General features: G+C 71.0%; 9 protein-coding genes and 1 pseudogene. 6 read left to right on the top strand and 4 right to left on the bottom strand.

The window, feature by feature from the left end; all coding sequences use genetic code 11:
* Positions 1-34 precede the first annotated feature (34 nt).
* Positions 35-1,198, top strand: coding sequence for a flavin-containing monooxygenase (locus tag EL493_RS27440; RefSeq protein ID WP_022565517.1), 1,164 nt, complete (start codon positions 35-37; stop codon positions 1,196-1,198).
* Here the strand turns inward: EL493_RS27440 and EL493_RS27445 are convergent.
* From EL493_RS27445 to EL493_RS27455, 3 genes and pseudogenes are all read right to left on the bottom strand, one after another.
* Positions 1,176-1,526 (bottom strand): hypothetical protein, encoded by a 351-nt coding sequence (locus EL493_RS27445; RefSeq protein ID WP_019048383.1) that lies wholly within the window; start codon positions 1,524-1,526, stop codon positions 1,176-1,178. The genes EL493_RS27440 and EL493_RS27445 overlap by 23 nt on opposite strands.
* A 140-nt stretch (positions 1,527-1,666) precedes the next feature.
* Complete coding sequence (gene asnB, locus EL493_RS27450) at positions 1,667-3,508, bottom strand: asparagine synthase (glutamine-hydrolyzing) (RefSeq protein ID WP_022565516.1); 1,842 nt, start codon at positions 3,506-3,508, stop codon at positions 1,667-1,669.
* A gap of 414 nt (positions 3,509-3,922) precedes the next feature.
* Positions 3,923-5,366: pseudogene (locus EL493_RS27455) on the bottom strand (FAD-binding dehydrogenase); the annotation flags it as partial.
* 63 nt (positions 5,367-5,429) lie between these two features.
* On the opposite strand from EL493_RS27455, the gene EL493_RS27460 reads away from it, so the two are divergent.
* The 5 genes from EL493_RS27460 to EL493_RS27480 all read left to right on the top strand — a co-directional run bounded on the left by EL493_RS27460 (position 5,430) and on the right by EL493_RS27480 (position 13,358).
* Entirely contained in the window at positions 5,430-5,915 is a 486-nt protein-coding gene (locus EL493_RS27460; RefSeq protein WP_019048385.1) for an Lrp/AsnC family transcriptional regulator, read from the top strand.
* 198 nt (positions 5,916-6,113) lie between these two features.
* Complete coding sequence (locus tag EL493_RS27465; protein ID WP_022565514.1) at positions 6,114-9,593, top strand: indolepyruvate ferredoxin oxidoreductase family protein; 3,480 nt, start codon at positions 6,114-6,116, stop codon at positions 9,591-9,593.
* Between the two features lie 177 nt (positions 9,594-9,770).
* The gene (locus EL493_RS27470) at positions 9,771-10,850 is read left to right on the top strand and encodes a Glu/Leu/Phe/Val dehydrogenase dimerization domain-containing protein (protein ID WP_022565513.1); all 1,080 of its coding nucleotides are present in this window, start codon (positions 9,771-9,773) and stop codon (positions 10,848-10,850) included.
* Positions 10,850-12,343 carry an APC family permease gene (locus EL493_RS27475; protein WP_019048388.1) on the top strand — a complete coding sequence of 498 codons (1,494 nt, stop codon included), beginning with the start codon at positions 10,850-10,852 and terminating at the stop codon, positions 12,341-12,343. Before EL493_RS27470 ends, EL493_RS27475 begins: the two co-directional genes overlap by 1 nt.
* Before the next feature lie 163 nt (positions 12,344-12,506).
* Positions 12,507-13,358, top strand: a complete 852-nt coding sequence (locus EL493_RS27480) for a 3-hydroxybutyryl-CoA dehydrogenase (RefSeq protein WP_019048389.1) — start codon at positions 12,507-12,509, stop codon at positions 13,356-13,358.
* A gap of 42 nt (positions 13,359-13,400) precedes the next feature.
* Here EL493_RS27480 and EL493_RS27485 read toward each other — a convergent pair whose 3' ends face one another.
* On the bottom strand, positions 13,401-19,571 hold the full coding sequence (locus EL493_RS27485; protein WP_019048390.1) for a non-ribosomal peptide synthetase: 6,171 nt from the start codon (positions 19,569-19,571) through the stop codon (positions 13,401-13,403).
* Positions 19,572-19,708 lie beyond the last annotated feature (137 nt).

A 19,708-nucleotide genomic window follows, 5' to 3' on the forward strand; every position in this document is an offset into this window, starting at 1 on the left:
GCGACGCGACGCGTCACCGCCCGGACAGGACACGATGAGGGTCAAGTCCATCGGGCAGGAAGCGCGCGGCGAGGGCAACGCGCACATCGCGATCATCGGGGCCGAGTCGTCGCCTGCTCGGTCCGTTCCGGAGGAGGACGCGTCGCCGCGTGGTCTCGGCAGTGTTGCCGAGCCCTCGGCGGCCGGTACGTCGACCGTGTCGCAACGGCGCTCGGTCCCGGTGATCGCTTCGAAGAGCTCCGATCCTCACGGCGCCCGGATGGTCCGGGTCCGACTTCGGTTTCCGCAGGGCGGCGTCACCCTCGACGTCGTGCACACTGCCCGCTGGGATGACGGCCTCGACACTGCGGGGCGTCGCATAGCCGTGATCGGGACCGGATCCACCGGCGTGCAGGTCGTTTCGGCACTGCAACCAGAGGCCGAGCGCATCAGCCACTTCGTGCGCAGTCCGCAGTGGGTCATGTGGGCGCCGCTGCGGCTGCCGCAACCCGCGATCGTCGGCGCGATACTCCGCCGTATGCCCAGGCTCAACACCGCGCTGTATCGGCTACTGCTGCGCAGCTCCGACCTCGCGGTCGACATCATGACCCGGCCGTCGTGGCGTCGGCGGCTGGCGCAGGAGTACGCGCGCACGAGCCTTCGGGTCCAGGTTCGCGACCCCCGCCTCAGAGCCTCGCTGACCCCCGACGACGAGCCCTTTTGTAAGCGGCAGGTGGTGTCCGACACCTACTACCGGGCGATCGCGGCACCCAACGCCGACCTGGTCCCCGACGGGATCGAGCGCATCGAGCCCCACGGCATCCGGACCGCCGACGGCCGCGTACACGACGCCGACCTGCTGATCCTGGCCACCGGGTTCACCGCGCACAACTACATGAGGCCGATGAGGGTCGTCGGGCGCGACGGCGCCACGATCGACGACGCGTGGGCCGAGGGACCGCGTGCCTACCGGATGACCGCCATTCCCGGGTTTCCGAACTTCTTCACCATGCTCGGCCCGAACTCGCCGATCGGCACGATCTCGGTTCAGTACGCCGCGGAGCTGACGGCCCACGGCGGCACCATCGATCTGTGGCCCTTCGACCGCGACACCCTGACCCGCATGCTCACCGAGCCCGACGACCAGAACTACCAGCTCACCGGAACCCCGACAACGGGCTCGGGATGCGGGTCCCTCAGCGTTTCGGCGTCAGGGTGATGGAGCCGATCTCCAGTCCGCCGAAATATGCCGGGCCCTGGTACCCGCCTTGCCCGTCACTGATCATGACGACTCGGTGCCCGGGAAAAAGGTCCACGTATCCACCGTCGGGTGTCGATCGAATGGGATAACGCCCGATCAGGACCAGCTCGCCGCCCTCGACTCGCGCGTCGCGTTGCAGGAGCACGACGCCGCCCGATGATGTCGTGGACGTATAGGAGCCGGGTTCGACGTCGGCGGATGCCTGGCCCGCCGCGCCGAAAACAGTGGCGGTACCCGCCGCTATCACGAGGGCCCGGATGATGGCTGTACTGATGCGAATGGACATGTCGACTCCTACCGCCTCGGTAACCAATTCTACGTCTCCGCCTGATCCGGCTACTCCGGCCGGATCAGGCGGCGCGAATCCGTATTCCCTGGGCGTGGCCGTGAGCTCGGGCACGTCGAAGACCGGAGCCCGCCCCGATTTCAGGACAGCGGGCTCATGTCGACGTCGTATTCCTTGATCCAGGCGTTGGCGCGCAGGATGCTCTCGGTGCGCAGGCGGGCCCAGGAGCCGGTGGCGGGGTCGGTGCCGTCGACGATGGCGGTGGCCGCGTCGGCGTTCAGGAATTCCCGGATCGGTTCGTCGGCGCCGGTCAGCACCTGGTTGAGGCCCTTGCGGAGCATGTCGTCGTAGCCGGTGTCGAGGGTCGCGGGGAAGACCGACTTCGGGCGGTGGCGGACCGAGTCGGGCAGCAGGTCGCCCGCGGCGGCGCGCAGCAGCCACTTGCTCTCGCCCGCGCGCTGTTTCATCGACCACGGGACATTGAAGACGTAGTCGATGAGGCGGTGGTCGCAGAACGGGACACGCACCTCGAGGCCGACCGCCATGCTCATCCGGTCCTTGCGGTCGAGCAGTGGGCGCATGAAGCGGGTGAGGTCGAGGTAGTTGGCCGCGCGCATCCGGGCGTCCACGGGTGATTCGCCGTCGAGGGTGGGGGCTTCGGCGACGCCCTGGGCGTACATCGCGCCGACGCGCTCGAACAGGGCGGTGCGCGCGAGCACATCGCCGTCGAACAGGCTGAACGTCGACGGGGTGCCCTGCAGCAGCTGGAACGCCATCCACGGGTAGACCGGGATGTCGAGGACCTTCTCGTCGTGCAGCCACGGGTACCCGCCGAACACCTCGTCGGCGCCCTCCCCGGAGATCGCGACCGTACAGCGCTCCCGCACCGCCTGGAACAGCAGATACAGCGAGACGTCCATGTCGCCCAGGTGGTTCGGCAGGTCCCAGGCCGTCAGTACGCGCCGCCGGACCTCGGGATCGCACAGCGCGGCGGTCGCCACGTCGATGCCCTCGTGCTTGCAGCCGACGTAGTCGACCACCTCGCGGATGAAGGGCGCGTCCTCAGTGGCGCGCAGGGCGTCGGACGCGGTGTCGAAGAAGCCGGCGTGCCCGACGAAGTCGATGGAGAACGAGCGCACCACATCGGCCGCGGTGTTGGAGCGGGTCGCCAGCGAGGTCAGCAGGCTGGAGTCGATGCCGCCGGACAGCAGCGTCCCGATCGGCACGTCGGAGACCAGCTGGCGTTCGACGATGTCGGCCAGCAGGCCGCGGACCGTCTCCACCGTGGTGTCGAGGTCGTCCTCGTGCGGGCGGGCGGTCAGCTGGTAGTAGCGGGTGCGTTCGATCCCGGCCCGGCCGACCCGCAGGAATTCGCCCGGCTGCAATTCCAGCAGGCCGTCGAACGGCGTCTTGCCGGTCACATTCGCCTGCAGGACAAGGAAATTGGCGAAGCCGTCGACATCGACCTTTCGCTTCGCCGCCGGGTTGGCCAGAATCGCCTTCGGTTCGGAGCCGAACAGGATCCCGTGGGCGGTCGGGTAGTAGTAGACGGGTTTGACGCCCACCCGGTCCCGGACCAGCAGCAGTTCCTGGCTGCGCTCGTCCCACAGGGCGAACCCGAACATGCCGTTGAAGCGCTCGACGCAGGCGATGCCCCACTCGAGGTAGGCGCGCAGCACCACCTCGGTGTCGCTCTTGGTGGTGAACGTGTGGCCCGCGCCCTCCAGTTCTTTACGCAATTCCCGGAAATTGTAGATCTCGCCGCTGTAGGTCAAGGCCACCTGGTCGCGGACCATCGGCTGAATTCCGCCCTCGATATCGATGACCGACAGTCGACGGTGACCGAGTGCGGCATGTCCGGAAATCCAGATCCCCTCGGCGTCGGGTCCACGGAAACGCATCGTATCGGTCATGCGCCGCACCACCGGTCGTTGCGTTTCGAGATCCGTCGAGAAATCGATCCAGCCGACAATTCCACACATTGTTTTCAACCTCCGAGAATAAAAGACCGTGCGATGCGGCGCGCCGCATGGCGGCACGGAATCGGTTGGCCGTCAGACTGTTCCGCGCTCGATGACGAGCCGGAACAGTTAGTTGCGCCACCTATCCAGTTCACCGTCGACACCGGGCCGAACGCACGCGAAGCGCGGCCACGCAATGCCGGCCCGACGCTCGATCGACACGCCGACAAACCTTGCGTAACCTAAAGAATTCCCCGATTCAGCGGGCAATGGGTACGGACTTCAGCATTCCCCCTCACCTCAAAGCCCGCAGCCCAAAATAAGCGCTCACCCTCCGTGCGTCAAGATGCACGTCCGTGCGCCATTCGCGCAAATCATCCGACGACACCGGATACTGGGACGCGAGACAATTGCGCCGTCCCGCGCCCGCCCTCGCAGCCGCCCGGCCACCGCCCGGCCCGCGGCCCGTCCGGAGAACAGGCACCCGCCCAGGAACGTGCCCTCCAGCGCGCGATACCCGTGCACCCCGCCGCCACCGAATCCCGCGACCTCCCCGGCCGCGTACAGGCCGTCGACCGTCGTGCCGTCCGGTCGCACCACCTGCGCGGACAGGTCGGTCTCCAAGCCGCCCAACGTCTTCCGGGTGAGCAGGTGCAGCCGGACGGCGATCAGCGGGCCCGCCTTGGGATCGAGCAGCCGGTGCGAAGCCCTTGCGCTTGAACGCCTCGACCGGACCCGGCGCGCCCTTCTTCACGCGCTCCAGCAGCAGGCGGATGCTGCGGCCGGTCAGGTCGGGATTCTGCTCCTGGCCGGAGAGCGCGAACTCCTTCTCGATGATCCGCTGGTCCAGGACCAGCCAGGTGTGGTCGAAGCCGGTCCGGTTGATGTACTGCATCGTGCCGAGGGTGTCGAAGCCGGGAAACAGCGGAGGCGGCAGGCGCGTGCCGGTCGCGTCGAGCCACAGCGAGGACGGGCCGGGGGCGATGCGGATGCCGTGGTCGGGCCAGACCGGGTCGTAGTTGGTGATGCCTTCGGTGTAGTGCCACATGCGGTCCCGGTTGATCACGCTCGCGCCCGCGCGCTCCGAGATCTCCAGCATCCGCCCGTCCACATGGGCGGGCACGCCGGCGAGCATGCGCTCGGGCACGCGGCCCGCGTGTGCCGGCCAGTTCCGGCGGATCAGTTCCCGGTTGTGCCCGATCCCGCCGGAGGTGACGATCACGGCGGGGGCGCCGAACTCGAACTCCCCCACCGGCTTCCGGGAGGACGCGACGCCGCGCGCCGCCGCCGAGGGCTCGAGGACGGTGCCGCGCACGCCGGTGACCGCGCCGCCGGTGACGACCAGTTCGTCGACCTGATGACGGAAGGCGAAGGTGACCAGCCCCCGGTCGAGGCCGGCGCGGACGCGGGTCTCGATGATCTCGACGATCCGCGGACCGGTGCCCCAGGTGACGTGGAACCGCGGCACCGAATTGCCCGGCCCGTCCGCGCCGTAGCCACCCCGCTCGGCCCAGGCGACGATCGGGAAGGACTTCCACCCCTGGTCGGCCAGCCAGCCGCGCATCTCCCCGGCGGCGAACTCGACATAGGCCTGCGCCCAGCGGCGCGGCCAGCGGTCCTCGCGCTCGCGGTCGAACCCGGCATTGCCGAGCCAGTCCTGCCATGCCAGCTCGTAGGAGTCCTTGATCCCGAGCCTGCGCTGCTCCGGACTGTCCACCAGGAACAGCCCGCCGAAGGACCAGAACGCCTGGCCGCCCACATTGCCCGCGTTCTCCTGCTCGACGACGAGCACCCGTTTTCCCGCGTCGACCAGTTCGGCCGTGGCGACCAATCCGGCGAGTCCGGCTCCGACGACGATCACGTCCGCAGATTCGGCCATCCTCAACGGTAACTCCGGGTCCGGCTCCGGGAAAGCGACCGCCGCGACGTGCCAGAATGCGGCATGACCATCAAGTTCGACGCACTCGATGCCGCCTTGCTGGCCGAGCTGGCCGCGGACCCGCGGGCGCCGATCCTGGAGCTGGCCCAGCGGCTGGGCATTGCTCGCAACACGGTGCAGGCGCGGATGAAGCGGCTGGAGTCCTCGGGCGCGGTGCGGGGTTATCCGCCCGACATCGACCTGCAGGCCGTCGGGTTCGCGGTGCACGCGTTCCTCGGGATCGAGCTCGATCAGAACAAGATGGATCCGATCATCGACACGCTGCGTGGTTTCCCGCATGTGCTCGAGGTGCACGCCACGACCGGACGGGCCGACCTGCTGGTCCGGATCGCCGCGCGGTCGCAGCAGGATCTGCTGGAGATCATCCAGCGGGTGCACGCCATCGACGGCGTGAACCACACCGAGACCATGCTGGCGCTGGCCACCCCGATCGGGTACCGGAGCCTGCCCTTGGTCGAGCATCTGACGAACCGGCCGCCCGCCCCGTGATGTGACGCAGGTCTCCCCCACTCGAGCAGAATGACGCATTCCCGTCAGTGGTCCAGATCACTTTTGAGCAAACTGATCAACTTTTCGACTGACTGTTGACACCTCATGCCCCTCCACGGCAGATTTCGCGGCACCGATAGCAAGTTCCTCCGTATCGCAGCTCACGATCTGGGTTGTGGAAAGTGTGGTGAGGTGTCCATGACCAGCGTCGTCTGTGCGACCGCCCGTCCGCAGGCCGAGCCTGCCGCGCCCTACGACCTCGCCGATCGCTATCGCTCCGGGGCGGGCCCGGTCCTGCTCACCGGAGTGCAGGCCATCGCCCGCCTGCTCGTGGAACAGCATGTGCGCGACATCCGCGCGGGCCGCCGGGTCGCGACGTTCGTCTCCGGGTATCAAGGCAGTCCGCTGGGCGGGGTCGACAAGATGCTGCTCGGCATGCCGGAGGTGCTCACCGAGCACGACATCACCTTCGTGCCCGGGCTCAACGAGGAGCTGGCGGCGACCTCGGTGTGGGGCAGCCAGGCCGACCTGCCCGCCGGGCGGCCGACCCACGACGGCGTGGTCGGCGTCTGGTACGGCAAGGGCCCCGGCGTGGACCGGGCCACCGACGCCATCCGGCACGCCAACATGTACGGGGTGAACCCGCGCGGTGGAGTCCTGCTGCTGGTGGGCGACGATCCGGCGTCGAAGTCCTCGACCGTGCCCGCGGTGAGCGAGCGCTCGCTGGCCGCCATGGGGGTGCCGGTGCTGTTCCCGCGCAATGCCGAGGAGATCATCACGCTGGGCATGCAGGGCATCGCGCTGTCGCGGGCCTCGGGGTGTGTGGTGGCGCTCAAGATCGTCGCCGATGTCGCCGACGGCGCGTGGACGGTCGACGGCGATGTCGCCGACCTCGCCGTCACGGTGCCCGAAGTGCGGTGGGAGGGTTCGCCGTTCGTCTACCGGCAGCGGCCGATGGCCGCCCCCACCGACAGCGTGCTGGCCGAGGCCGATCTGTACGGCCCGCGCTGGGCGATGGTGCACGCCTACTCGGCGGCCAACGGTCTGGATGTGGTGGAGGTCGACCCGGTCGACGCGAAGGTCGGGATCGCCGCCACCGGAACGACATTCGATGCCGTCCGGCAGGCGCTGCTCGATCTCGGCGTCGACGAGGCGGCCATGCACCGGGCGGGGATCCGGCTGTTGCGCATCGGCATGCCCTATCCCGTGGGCCCGGCCGCGATCACCGAGTTCGCCCGTGGGCTGGAGGAGGTGATCGTGGTGGAGGACAAGACCGCGTTCGTCGAGACCCAGATCCGCGAGATCCTCTACGGCACCCCCGGCGCGCCCCGCATCCTCGGCAAGCAGGACGCGCGTGGCGCCCGGCTGATGCCGGTCGACGGCGAGCTCACCGCCGGACGCCTGCTCGCCCCGCTGCGTCGGGTGCTGCGCGAGCGGGTGGAGCTGAAAAGGGCCGCGCCGCCGCCACTTCCGCTGGAAGTCCTGTCCGCCAAGCGGACGCCCTACTTCTGCAGCGGCTGCCCGCACAACCGCTCCACCGCCCTGCCCGACGGCTCGATCGGTGGCGGCGGCATCGGCTGTCACACGCTGGTCACCATGTCCGGGCGCACCGACAGCGCCGTCACCGGGCTGACCCAGATGGGCGGCGAGGGCAGCCAGTGGATCGGGCAGGCCCCGTTCACCGATGTGCCGCACCTGTTCCAGAACATCGGCGACGGCACCTTCTTCCACTCCGGGCAGCTGGCCGTGCAGGCGTGTGTGGCGGCGGGGGTGAACATCACCTACAAGCTGCTGTGGAACGAGGTCGTCGCGATGACCGGCGCCCAGAACGTGGAGGGCGGGCTCACCGTCGCCCAGCTGACCCACAAGCTCACCACCGAGGGCGTCCGGCGGATCGTGATCTGCGCCGACGAACCGAAGCGGCACAACAGGAAAGCGCTCGCCAAGGGCACCCTGCTGTGGCATCGCGACCGGCTCGACGAGGCCCAGCGGCTGCTGCGCGAGATCGAGGGTGTCACCGTGCTCATCTACGACCAGCACTGCGCCGCCGACGCGCGCAGGCAGCGCAAGCGCGGCGCGCTGCCGGTCCGCAGCACCCGCGTGGTGATCAACGAGGCCGTGTGCGAGGGCTGCGGTGACTGCGGCACCAAGTCGAACTGCCTGTCGGTGCAGCCGGTGGAGACCGAGTTCGGCCGCAAGACCCGCATCGATCAGACCTCCTGCAACACCGATTACAGCTGCCTGGACGGGGATTGCCCGTCGTTCGTCACGGTGGAGACGGCGCCGGACACACGCAAGCGCAAGCCCGCGCGCCGCAAGCCCGCCGAGCCGCCCGCGGTGGCCGAGCCCGGTCTCGGCGCACCGGAGCGCACGCAGAACGTGCTGATCGCCGGGATCGGCGGCACCGGCATCGTGACGGTGAACCAGGTGCTGGCCACCGCCGCGCTGCGGGCCGGGTACCAGGTGGAGAGCCTGGATCAGATCGGGCTGAGCCAGAAGGCCGGGCCCGTGGTGTCGCATCTGCGCTTCTCCACCACCGAACTGGAGCCGTCGAACCGGCTCACCCCCGGCAGCGCCGACTGTGTGCTCGCCGTGGACCTGCTCACCGCCACCGACGCGCGCTACCTGCAGTACGGGAACGCGGCGAGCACCGTGGCGGTGGCCTCGACGAGCCGGACCCCGACCGGCGACATGGTCTACGACAAGTCGGCGAGCTACCCCGAGACCGCGACCATGCTGGATCGCCTTGCCGCCGTGTCGCGTTCGATCGAGCACTTCGACGCGCTCGCGGCCGCGCAGACCCTGTTCGGGAACACCGCCGCGGCCAACTTCCTGATCGTGGGCGCGGCCGTGCAGAGCGGCGGGCTGCGCCTGCCGGTGGCGGCGATCGAGGAGGCCATCGGGATCAACGGTGTCGCGGTGGCCGCCACGGTGGCGGCGTTCCGGTGGGGCCGGGTCGCGGTGGCGGATCCGGCGGCGTTCGCCGCGGCGGTCGATGAGGGGCGGCCGCGGCGCACGCCGCCGGTGGTGCCCGCGGAACTGCTGGCGCACACCGGTTTCGACGGGGAACTGCGTCGGCTGGTGGAACTGCGCGCGGCGAACCTGGTCGGCTACCAGAACCTCACGGTGGCGCGGCGCTACGTGGAGGTCGTCGAGCTGGCCAGGGCGGCGGAGCGCGCGGTCACCGAACGGACCGAGTTCAGCGAGGCGGTGGCGCGTGGGCTGTACAAGTTCACCGCCTACAAGGACGAGTACGAGGTGGCGCGGCTGCTGGTCGACCCGGCCTTCCTGGACGAGGTCCGAGCGCAGGTGCCCGGCGGCGAGAAACTCACCTACAAGCTGCACCCGCCGGTGCTGCGGGCCATGGGCCGCCGGAAGAAGATCGGCTTGGCGCCGACATCGCATGTGGCGCTGAAACTCCTGGCCAAGGGCAAGTTCCTGCGCGGGACCAAGCTGGACCCGTTCGGGTACGCGCACGTCCGCAAGGTGGAGCGGGAGCTGCTGGCGCACTACACCGCCCTGGTGACGCGCCTGGCCGGGGAACTGAGCACCGGGAACTACGACACCGCCACCGCGGCCGCCGCCCTGCCCGATGTGGTGCGCGGCTACGAGGACATCAAGCTCGCCAATGTCGAGCTCTACCACGCCGGACTGCGCGAGCTCGGCCTGCAGTCCTGACACCCTGCGGCGCACCGGTTCCGGTGCGCCGCGAGACTCTGGCGCCCCGGTGCGATCACACCGCCGCGCCGGCGCGCCACGACCGCGTGGCGCACGACAGCGCCGCCCACCCGCGGCACCATCCACCGTCGCACCCCCGGCACGACCGGGGTGCGCGGACACCGAAAGGAATCGACAGTGACCGTTGTGCACACCGAGGCGGGAGTCTTCGGCCGATCGCACGAACTGAGCGCCCGCGCCCACGAGCAGGTGGTGTTCTGCGAGGACGACCGGTCCGGGCTGAAGGCCATCATCGCGATCCACTCGACCGCGCTCGGTCCCGCCCTGGGCGGCACCCGCTTCTACCCCTATGCCGACGAGTCGGCAGCCCTGCAGGACGTGCTGCGGCTGTCGTGGGGCATGACCTACAAGGCCGCCGCGGCCGGTGTCGACCTCGGTGGCGGCAAGGCGGTGATCATCGGTGACCCCGCGACCATGAAGAGCACCGACCTGCTCGCCGCCTACGCCCGCTTCGTGAACACCCTCGGCGGGCGCTACATCACCGCGGGCGATGTGGGTACCAGCACCGACGATCTCGATGTCATCGGCAGGCACACCCGGCACGTCACCGGCCGCAGCGTCGCCGCGGGCGGCAGCGGTGACAGCGCCCGGCTGACCGCGCTCGGCGTCTTCCACGCCATGCGCGCGGGCGCCGAATCGGTCTGGGGCGCACCGACACTGGCGGGTCGCACGGTCGGGGTCGAGGGCGTGGGCAAGGTCGGCAGCGAGCTCACCGCCCTGCTGCTGGCCGACGGCGCCGAGGTGTGCGTGTCCGATGTGAACGAGGCCGCGCTGCGGCGCATCGCCGCCGAACAGCCCGCCGTGCGGCTGCTGTCGGCGGTGTCCACCGCACCGGTCGACGTGTACGCCCCGTGCGCGCTGGGCGCCACCCTCACCCCCGGCAGCGCCGCGACGATCGAGGCGAAGCTGATCTGCGGTGCCGCCAACAACCAGCTCGCCACCCCCGAGGTGGAGCGGGCGCTGACCGAGCGCGGCATCACCTGGGTGCCCGACTTCGTCGCCAACGCGGGCGGGCTCATCCAGGTGGCGGGCGAACTGCGCGCCGCGGCCCCCGCCGAAGTGGAAGCCGAAGTCGCCGACATCTTTCCGCGCTGTCGCGACATCATCGCCGCCGCGGTCACCGAGGGCATCGGCACCGGTGCCGCCGCCAACCGATTCGCCGAACGGCGTCTCGACGCCATCCCCCGGTCGCTGTGATGCCGAGCGCGAGCGGCTGGTTCCGCACCAAATCGGTCGAGCAGTCCATCCAGGACACCGACGACCCCGACGCCAAGCTCCGCAAGGACCTCACGGCCAAGGACCTGACCATCTTCGGTGTCGCGGTGGTGATCGGCGCGGGCATCTTCACCCTCACCGCGCGCACCGCGGGCACCGTGGCGGGCCCGGCGGTCTCGCTGGCCTTCGTGTTCGCGGCGGTCGCCTGCGGACTCACGGCCCTGTGCTACGCGGAGTTCGCCTCGACCGTGCCGGTGGCCGGCAGCGCCTACACCTTCGCGTACGCGACCTTCGGTGAGGTGATCGCCTGGATCATCGGCTGGGACCTGATCCTGGAGTTCGCGCTCGCGGTGTCCGTGGTGGCCAAGGGGTGGTCGCAGTATCTGGGCAATGTGCTCGGGTCATCGGCGCCGGTGGTGCAGATCGGGTCGCTGCACTTCGACTGGGGCGCGGTACTGATCATCGCGGTGGTGGGCGTGCTGCTGGCCACCGGGACCAAGCTGTCGTCGCGGGTGTCGGCCATCGCCGTCGCGATCAAGCTCGGCGTGATCGCGCTGGTGCTGGTGGTCGGCGCGACCTACTTCAAGCCGTCCAACCTGACGCCCTACATCCCGCCGTCGCAGCCGTCGGAGAAGGCCGAGGGGCTGCGGCAGTCGCTGTTCGCCTTCCTCACCGGCTCCGGTGGCACCAGCTACGGCTGGTACGGGCTGCTCGCCGCGGCCAGCCTGGTGTTCTTCGCCTTCATCGGCTTCGACGTGGTCGCCACCACCGCCGAGGAGACCCGCAACCCGCAGCGCGACGTGCCGCGCGGCATCCTGGGTTCGCTGGCCATCGTGACGGTGCTCTACATCGCGGTCTCGCTGATACTCACCGGCATGGTGTCCTACACCGAGCTCGCCGACGGCAACGCCACCCTCGCCACGGCCTTCGCCATCCACGGCGCGACCTGGGTGAAGAACATCATCGCCATCGGCGCGCTGGCCGGGCTCTCGACCGTGGTCATGGTGATGTTCCTGGGGCAGACCCGGGTGCTGTTCGCCATGGCGCGCGACGGGCTGCTGCCGCGCGGTCTGGCCCAGACCGGCCGCAAGGGCACCCCGGTGCGGCTGACGATGCTCGTCGGTGTGGTGTGCGCGCTGCTGGCCGGGTTCGTCGACTTCGGCACGCTCGAGGAGATGGTCAACATCGGCACGCTGGTCGCGTTCGTGCTGGTCTCGATCGGGGTGCTGGTGCTGCGGCGCACCCGTCCCGACCTGCAGCGCGGGTTCCGGGTGCCGTTCGTGCCGGTGGTCCCGATCCTGGCCGCGCTGGCCTGCCTGTGGCTGATGCTCAATCTGTCGATCGAGACCTGGCTGCGGTTCGTGATCTGGATGGCCCTCGGTGTCATCGTCTACCTCGCCTACGGCCGCAGGCACGCGGTCCTCGGGCGCGGGCGGCACCCGGACGCCGAGCCGGAGCTCACCCCGGCCCGGTAACCGAAAAGCGCTGGGCCGCCCCGCTCGTCAGCCGAGTCCGGGGCGGCCTTCGCCGGGTCGCCGACCCCGCTGACGAGCGGTTCCGCCGGTCTGTGGCACTCAGTGCCAGCCCGGGTGAAATAATCCCCGGGACAAGCAGGGCAAGGCGATATTGGGAGTGACAGTGGAGTTGATCGGTGTGATCGGTGGCGGCACCATGGGTGCCGGCATCGCGGAGGTTTGTGCCAAGGCGGGCAGCTCGGTCATCGTGCTCGAGACCAAGCCGGAATTCGCCGAGGCCGCGCAGCAGCGCATCGCGACCTCGATCGGCAAGGGCGTCGCCCGCGGCAAGATCAGCCAGGAGGACGCCGACGCCGCCATCGCGCGCGTGCGGGTCACCCTGGACATGGACGAGCTGGCCGACCGCGACCTGGTCATCGAGGCGGCGCCGGAGATCGAGTCGCTCAAGTGCGACATCTTCGCCAAGCTGGACAAGATCGTGAAGCCCGAGGGTGTCCTGGCGACCAACACCTCCTCGATCCCGGTGATCAAGGTCGCCGGCGCCACCGAGCGCCCCGAGCGCGTCGTCGGCGTGCACTTCTTCAACCCGGTGCCGGTGATGCCGCTGGTGGAGATCATCTCGACCCTGGTCACCGCGCCGGAGGCGGCCGCGGCCGTCACCGACTACGCCAAGAACACCCTCGGCAAGATGACCGTGCAGGCCGGTGACCGCTCCGGCTTCATCGTCAACGCGCTGCTCATCCCGTACCTGTGCTCGGCGATCCGGATGCTCGAGTCGGGCTACGCCACCGCCGAGGACATCGACGCGGCCATGAAGGGCGGCTGCGGCTACCCGATGGGCCCGCTGACCCTGCTCGACACCGTCGGCCTCGACATCGCCCTGGCCGCCTCGGAGTCGCTCTACGCCGAGTTCGCCGAGCCGCACCTGGCTCCGCCCGCGCTGCTGCGCCGGATGGTCGACGCGGGCCGCCTCGGCCGCAAGTCCGGTCGCGGGTTCTACGACTACGCGAAGTGATCGCCGCGTCCCGCGGGAGCACGGCTCCCGCGGGACGATCGGTCAGGCCGGGGTCAGGCTGTCCGCGCCGGGCGCGGGGAAGAAGCCGACCTCGATGTAGTGATCGAAATAGCGGCTGATGACGGTCGCGTCCACCGCGGGGAACTCGATCGGCAGCCCCCGGTACGGCTCGGCGGGCGCCCCCGCTTCCACCGCGCTCAGCACACCGGCCGGATCGGCCTGGGCGATGGCCGCGGCGTAGTTGCCGCTCAGCGCCGAGGCCCTGGCCAGGATCGGATCCGCGTCGACGCGCTCGGCGGCGCTGGTGAGGGTCAGGCCGAATTCCATCGGATCGATGAAGTCGAACCGGTAGTGGCGGCGCAGGATCTCCTCGTAGACGACCTGCAGCGGCACCTGGGCGCCCGCCGCCCGGTAGATGTTGCCCAGCGCGGCCGCCTCGCGCGACTGCCGCACGATGCCGGCCGCGACGTGGTCCACCGGGGCCATCTCCACCCCGATCGCGCGCACGTCGACGGCCACGCCCAGCACCAGCATCGCGCGCAGCATGGTCCACCAGGCGTCCTCGGCGGGCGCGGCGCCGGTGCGCGAGTCACCGGTGATGAGGCCGGGACGGTAGATCGCGACCGGAACGCCGCGCTCGATCGCGGTGTGCACCAGCTGTTCGGCCACCCACTTGGTCATCGCGTAGCCGGGCAGGCCCGCGGGGATCCCGCTCGCCTGCGGGATCCCGGCCAGCACCGACAGCGTCGAGACGTAGTGGATCGGCGTGAGCCGGGTGGTGGTGGCCAGGCGCAGCACCTCGGTGGTGCCGCCGACGTTCGCCGCGCGCATCCGGCCGTACGGCTCGAGATGGTTGACCAGCGCGCCGTTGTGGTAGATCGCGTCGATGCCCGCGGCCAGTTCGGCGAAGCGCGCCGCGTCGAGGCCGAGGCGCGGCTGCGCGAGATCGCCCGGCACGCCGACGAGCCGGTCGCGATAGCCGGACAGGTCGACGCCGAACTTCGCGGCCGTCGTGACCACCCGCTCCACCGCGCGCGCGTCGTCGGTGGCGCGGACCAGGCAGTGGATCCTCGCCCCGGTCTGCTCGAGCAGTTCGCGCAGCAGGAAGCTGCCGAGGAAGCCGGTGGCACCGGTGAGCAGGATGGTGGCGGGCGCGCCCGGACGCGCGGGCGCGCAGCCGATCGGGTCGACGGCGGGGTCCAGGACGATGTCGGCGGCCGGGTCGGGACCGCCCGCGGTGGCCGCGGACTCGTCGCGCACCGCCAGCGCCAGGTCGCCGACCATCGGGAAGCTGAACAGCAGCCGCAGCGGCACCTCGATGCCGAGGCGCTCGGCCAGCGCGGCGCGAACCCGGATCGCCGACAGCGAGGTGCCGCCGAGGACGAAGAAGTCGTCGTCGCGGCCGACCCGGTCCAGCTCGAGAATCCCGGCGAACACCTCGGCCACGATCCGCTCGTCCTCGGTGGCGGGCTCCTGGTAGGCGCGCCGCTCCACCGCGGGCGCGGGCAGCGCCTTGCGGTCGAGCTTGCCGGTGGCGCCGAGCGGGAACTCGTCGAGAACCAGCAGGCGGTGCGGAACCATATACGGCGGCAACAGGGTTCGGGTGTTCGCCTGCACCTCGGCGAGGTCGACGGTGTGACCGGCCGCCGCGACGACATAGCCGACGAGCTGTTCGTGATGCACCGTCACCGCGGCACCGGCGACGCCCGGGTGCGCGCGCAGCGCGGCCTCGATCTCGCCCGGCTCGATCCGCAGACCGTGCAGCTTGAGCTGGACGTCGGTGCGGCCCAGGTAGGTCAGGTCGCCGGAGGGCAGCCTGCGGACCAGGTCGCCGGTGCGGTACATGCGTTCGCCGACGGGACCGTACGGGTCGGCGACGAAACGTTCCGTGGTCTTGTCCGGGCTGCCGAGGTAGCCGCGGGCCAGCTGCGCGCCGGCCAGGTACAGCTCGCCGGGCGTGCCGACCGGCACCGGCCGCAGCCGCGCGTCCAGCACGTAGGCGCGGGAGTTCCAGTGCGGCTTGCCGATCGGGACGACGCGGTCGCCGATCTCGGTGACGTCGGCGGCGGTGATGGACACCGTGGCCTCGGTCGGCCCGTACAGGTTGTGCAGCCTGCCCGCGGTGGCGGCGGTGAAGCGGGCGATGGTGGCGTTGGGCAGCGCCTCGCCACCCACCCACACCGCGCGCACCGACCGCAGCGACCCCGTCGGCGCGGCCTCGAGCAGCATCTGCAACACCGAGGGCACGATCGTGGTGCCCGTGACCCGGTGGCGCGCGATGAGATCGGCCAGGTAGGCCGGATCGGTGAGGCCGTGCGCGGCGGCCACGACCATGTGCGCCCCCGCCCGCAGCGGTGTCGCGAAACCGATCATCGAGGCGTCGAAGGTCCACGGGATCGATTGCAGGACAGTGTCGTCCGCACCCACCTGGTATTCGCCCACCATGTACGCGGCCTGGTTGACGATGGCCGAATGCGGCACGCCCACGCCCTTGGGCTTGCCCGTCGACCCCGAGGTGAAGATCACGTACGCCAGGTCGAGGGTGCGCAGCGGACGCAGCCGGTCGGCGTCGGTCAGCGGATGGTCCGGGAAGGCCGCCAGCGCACCGGAACTCGCCACCAGGTCCACCGAGATCACCGGCAGGCCGTCGACCTCGACGGTGTCGGCCACGGTGGTGAGGACGCAGACCGGCCGGGCGACCGACAGGATGTCGGCGCGACGTTCGGCCGGTGCGTCGGGGTCGATCGGCACGTAGGCGCCACCGGCGGTGAAGACCGCGTACATGGCGACGACCAGCTCGATCGACGGCCGGACGGCGACCGCCACGGTCGTGCCCGGCCCCACACCGGTGGCGACGAGCAGCCGGGCCAGCCGGTTGATCCGGCTCGCCAGCTCGCCGTAGCTCAGCGTCGTGCCGGCGAAGGTGACGGCGGGTGCCGCCGGCCTGCGCAGGGCCTGCGCCGACACGGCGTCGATCAGCGTCACGTCCGGCACCAGGCGGACGTCACCGGCGGGCTCGACGCGTTCGGCCTCGGTCAGCAGCGGCAGGTCGCCGACGGGCCGGTCCGGGGCGGCGGCCGCCGCGCTCAGCAGCCCGGCCAGGCGCTGACCGAGCAGGGCCATGGTGGACTCGTCGAACAGGTCGGTGGCGTAGCGCCACGAGCAGCGCAGCCCGGCCGGGCCCGTGGACTCCTCGGTGGGGACGACGGTCAGCTGCAGGTCGACCGGTGCGACCTCGTCGCCCAGGTCGACCGCGGAGACCACCAGGTCGGGCAGTTCCAGCCGGGTGCCGCCGAAGTTCTGGAACGACAGCGCCACCTGGTAGAGCGGATGGTGGGCCTGGGTGCGCGGCGGATCCAGTTCGGCGACAAGACGTTCGAACGGCACATCGGCGTGCGCGAACGCGGCCAGGTCGGTCTCGCGGACCCGGTCGAGCAGCGCGGTGAAGGATTCGGCCGCGTCGATCCGGGTGCGCAGCACGACGGTGTTGACGAACATGCCGACCAGCTCGTCGAGTTCGGGTTCGCCGCGGCCCGCGACCGGGGCGCCCACGGTGACGTCGTCGGTGCCGGCCACCCGGGCCAGCAGCACGGCCAGTGCCGCGCGCACCACCATGAACAGCGAGGCGTTGTGGCGGCGCGCGAGGTCGTCGAGCGCCTGGTGCAGCGACGCGTCCAGCGCGAAGTGATGCGCGGCGCCGCGGCTGCCCGCGACCGGCGGGCGCGGGCGGTCGGTGGGCAGTTCGAGCAGGGTCGGGGTGCCGGCGAGCTCGTCGCGCCAGTAGCCGAGCTGTGTCGCCAGCAGCGACTCGGGATCCTCGGCGGCGCCGAGCAATTCCTGCTGCCACAGGGTGTAGTCGGCGTACTGCACCGGCAGCGGCGCCCATGCGGGAGCCGCTCCCCCGACGCGGGCGACGTAGGCGCTCATCAGGTCGCGGGTGAGCGGGCCGAGGGAGAAGCCGTCGGTGGCGATGTGGTGGACCACCACGGCCAGCACGTGTTCGGTGTCGGAGAGCCGGAACAGCTTCGCGCGCACCGGAACCTGGGCGCACACGTCGAAGCCGCCGACGGTCAGCAGGGCGAGCGCGGCGCGCAGGTCGGCCTCGGCGAGCGCGGTGACGGGCACCTCGAGCCCGGCCTCGGCCACCGGCAGCACCCGCTGGTAGCCCTGCCCCTCGTACTCGGGGTACATCGTGCGCAGCACCTCGTGCCGCTCGATGACGTCGCCGAGCGCCGCGGTCAGCGCGGCGGTGTCGAGCGGGCCGGACAGCCGCAGCGCCACCGGGATGTTGTAGGCAGCCGACCCCGGGTCCAGGCGCGCCATGAACCACATGCGCTGCTGGGCCAGCGAGAGCGGCACCCGCTCGCCGCGTTCGCGCCGGGTCAGCGGCAGGCGCACGGCCGCGTCGCCGATCAGGGCGTCGAGCGCGGCGGCCAGCTCGGCCACCGTGCCGTGTTCGAAGACCGTGCGCGCCGGCACCCGGACGTCGGTGACGGCGCCGAGCCTGCCTGCCAGGCGGGTGGCCAGCAGGGAGTTGCCGCCGAGGGCGAAGAAGTCGTCGTCGCGGCCGATCGGATCGGCGCCGAGCAGCTCGGCGAACACGGCGGCGACCGATTCCTCGGTGGGGGTGCGTGGCGCCGCGAAAACCCGTGCGGTCAGCTCCGGTTCGGGCAGCGCGCGGTAGTCGAGCTTGCCCACCGGGGTCAGCGGCAGCCGCTCGATCGGCACGACCGCCGCGGGCACCGCGTGCTGGGGCAGCCGCTGCTCGGCCAGCCGGGTCAGCGCGGCCGGGTCCACGACGGCGCCCGCGGCGGGCACGACATAGGCGACGAGCGCGTCGACCCCGCTGGGCAGGGTGCGCACCACCGTGGTCGCCACGCGCACCGACGGGTCGGCGGCGAGCACGGCGTCGATCTCGCCCAGCTCGATGCGGAAGCCGCGCAGCTTGACCTGGGCGTCGGTGCGGCCGAGGAAGGTCAGCTGGGGTTCACCGCTGGCGGCGGCCTCCCACTTCACCAGGTCGCCGGTGCGGTAGAGCCTGCCGCCGGTGACCGGATCGGCGACGAAGCGAGCCGCGGTGAGCCCGGCGCGCTCGTGGTAGCCGCGCGCCAGGCCGGGCCCGGACAGGTACAGCTCGCCGGGGACCCGATCCGGCACCGGACGCAGCCGGGCATCGAGCACCAGCGCGGTCATGCCGGGGATCGGGCCGCCGATGGTGATCAGGTCGCCGGGGGTCAGCGGGTCGCTGATCGAGGCGGCGACGGTGGTCTCGGTGGGGCCGTAGAGGTTGTAGAAGCGGCGGCCCGGCGACCAGCGCGCGACGAGATCGGGCGGGCAGGCCTCGCCGCCGACGACGATCCCGGCCAGCTCCGGCAGGTCAGACCCGTCGGCTCCGGCCAGAGCCGCGGGGGTGATGAAGGCGTGGGTGACCCGCTCGGCGCGCAGCAGCTCGGTCAGCTCGTCGCCGCCGTAGATGTCGGGCGGGGCGATCACCATCGTCGAGCTCGCGCCGATGGCCAGCAGCAGTTCGAGGATGCTGGCGTCGAAGCTGGGCGAGGCGAAGTGCAGGGTGCGGGAGTCGCCGGTGATGCCGAAGCGGCGGATCTGCTCGGCGCACAGCCCGGCCAGGCCGGTGTGGGTGACCGCGACGCCCTTGGGGACGCCGGTGGAGCCGGAGGTGTAGATGATGTAGGCGATGTCGTCGGCGAACAGCCTGCGGACGCGGTCGGCGGCGGCGATCGGCTCGTCGGAGACGCGGGCCAGTTCGTCGCGGCACTCGGTGGCGTCCAGGGCCAGCCAGCGCAGTCCGGCGCCGAGGCGGGTCGCGTCGGCGCCGAGCGCGATACCGAAGCCGGCACCGGAGTCGGTGAGCATGTGCGCGACGCGGTCGGCCGGATACCGCGGGTCCACCGGGACGAACGCGGCACCGGTCTTGGCCACCGCCCACAGGGCCACGATGGCCTCGACGGACCTGGTCAGCGCGAGCACCACGCGGTCGCCGGGACCGACTCCGCGGCCGATCAGCACGCGGGCGAGCTGTGCGGACCGCTGGTCGAGTTCGGTGTAGGTGACGCTGTCGCCCGCGCAGTGCAGCGCGGGCGCCTCAGGGGCGCGCTCGACGGCGGCGGCCAGCAGCCGGGGCAGCGTGGATACGGGTGCGCGACGGCCGCGGCGCGCGGCGGAACGACGGACGCCAGAAGCTTGCTCGGTCACCGGTATTGCTTCCCTTCACCATGGATCACCCCTGCGATCACCCTGTTCGACCCTCGCCTGGACTCTCGGGTACACCGGGGTATCGGGAAAATCCTGCGTGACGGTACCGCAAATATGACATCAATTTTCGAGCAGCG

Origin of the sequence: Nocardia asteroides, assembly GCF_900637185.1 — a bacterium.
Taxonomy (GTDB): Bacteria; Actinomycetota; Actinomycetes; order Mycobacteriales; family Mycobacteriaceae; genus Nocardia; species Nocardia asteroides.